Annotated in this window: 2 protein-coding genes; one reads left to right on the top strand and one right to left on the bottom strand. The window is 74.8% G+C overall.

The genetic code is table 11. The annotated features are described in order from the left end of the window. Nucleotides 1-23: 23 nt before the first annotated feature. Nucleotides 24-1,208: an LPXTG cell wall anchor domain-containing protein gene (locus DZG00_RS15200; RefSeq protein WP_119383204.1), complete on the bottom strand. Its 1,185-nt coding sequence runs from the start codon at nucleotides 1,206-1,208 to the stop codon at nucleotides 24-26. A gap of 243 nt (nucleotides 1,209-1,451) precedes the next feature. Between DZG00_RS15200 and DZG00_RS15195 the strand changes: the two genes are divergently transcribed. Beyond that, on the top strand, nucleotides 1,452-1,751 hold a 300-nt coding region (locus DZG00_RS15195; RefSeq protein WP_119455806.1), incomplete at its 3' end, for an FAD-dependent oxidoreductase.

Here is a 1,751-nt window from a genome sequence, read left to right as displayed (position 1 = left end):
CCGACGGTCGGGGTGCGGTGCCCCTACGCGGTGCGGCGGTGGCGGCGGAGGACGAGCGCCCCGCCGGCCAGCAGCATCAGCGCGGCTGCTCCGCCCAGGGCGAGGGCCGATGAGCCGCCGCCCGTGACGGGGAGCGTGTCGCCACCCGCGACGGCCTGGGGGAAGTCGCCGTCGGCGCTCGTGCCCGACTCCCCGGCGACGGTGAAGGCCTGCGTGAGGACCAGGTCGGAGCGCTCGCCCGTGAGGGTCAGCACGTAGTCGCCGTTCGGCGCGTAGTAGACGCCGTTGAGGATGGCGGTGTACGTCCAGCGGCCGCGCTCGTCGGCCGGCTGCGTGAGGGCGACGTCGTCGAAAGTGCCGATCGGCCGGATCCCGAAGCCGTCGCCGATGCCCGACGGCCCGCGGAGCGACGCCGTGACGCGCTCGCCGGGGAAGAAGCCCGTCGAGGTGACGGGAACGCCCGGGTCGATGAGGTCGTCGGGGGTGATGGTGGTGCGGGGGATGCTGATGGCCGGGGCCTCCGGGTAGAACACGTTCGAGTCGTCGGAGACGGCGCTCTCCCCGGAGATGGTGATGTCCTTCGAGAGGACGAGCCCGGAGTCCTCGCCGGTCACGTGCAGCGTGTACGCGCCGTTGGTCGCGTAGTAGACGCCGGAGAAGATGACCTGGTGGGACACGCGCCCGCGGTCGTCCGCGGGGTGGGTGGGGCCGAGCTTCAGGGGCGATCCGACTCCGCCCTGGAGTAGCAGGTCCACCTGCACGCCGGCGGGAGCGGTGATGGACACGGTGACGGGCTCGCCCGGCAGGAAGCCGGTGGCCTCGAGCGCGATGCCCGGGTCGACGGGCTGGTCGGGGTCGAGGGTGTCGTCATCGACGGCGATGCTCGCGGGCTCGCGCACTGGGGCGTCGGCGGCGGCGGGCTCCGCCTCGGCGGCAGGGGCCTCGACGACCGGGCTCTCGACCGCGGGTGCCTCGACGGCGGGGCTCTCGACGGCGGGGGTCTCGATCGCCTCCGGGGCGGCCTCGCCCGCGGCGGACGGGGTCGCGTCCACGGCCTCCGTCTGCGTCGTGCCGGTCGCGGGATCCACGGCCGCGAACGCGGCGGGGGCCCAGGCGAGGGGTGCGGCGACGAGCGCGGCCGTGAGGCACAGCGCGGTGACGGGGCGTCGCAGTCGCACGGTGCGTGCTGCGGCGGGCGTGAGGTCCATGGGGCTCCTGATCGGGGTGGGCCGATCCTGGGACGCGGCCGTGATGGCGGGCCCGTCGGACCCTCGAGATTTCCTCTCGTGAGGGAGAAGGTATCGGGATCCCTGATCAGGGCCGATAACGATCGGGTACGCGCACGCCGCGACCCACCCCCACTCCGGGCGACAGGCCGCCGCCGCCGCTCGACCCTTGCCATTCCCGCATGAGGTGATGCGCGTGGGGACACCGGCCGGGAGGCTGGATCCATGGACATCACGCAGCGCATCGAAGGTCAGCACGAGTGGGACGCGGTCGTCGTCGGAGGCGGCGTCGCGGGGTCGAGCGCGGCGCTCATGCTGGCGCGGGCGCGCCGCAGCGTGCTCGTCGTGGACGCGGGTCAGCCGCGCAACGCCGTCGCCGCGCACATGCACGGGGTGCTCGGCCACGACGGGAAGCCGCCGCGGCAGCTCGTCGCCGAGGGCCGGCGCGAGATCGAGGGCTACGGCGGCGTCGTGGTCGACGGGCGCGTCGAGGCGGTCGCCGCGGTCGACGACCCCGCGGGCCCG

Origin of the sequence: Clavibacter lycopersici (genome assembly GCF_003576405.1) — a bacterium.
In the GTDB taxonomy this organism is placed as follows: domain Bacteria; phylum Actinomycetota; class Actinomycetes; order Actinomycetales; family Microbacteriaceae; genus Clavibacter; species Clavibacter lycopersici.
This window is presented reverse-complemented; position numbering and strand designations above follow the sequence as displayed.

Coding starts and splice junctions, on each gene's coding strand:
- DZG00_RS15200 (WP_119383204.1), bottom strand. CDS start 1,208: ATGGACCTCACGCCCGCCGCAGCACGCACCGTGCGACTGCGACGCCCC.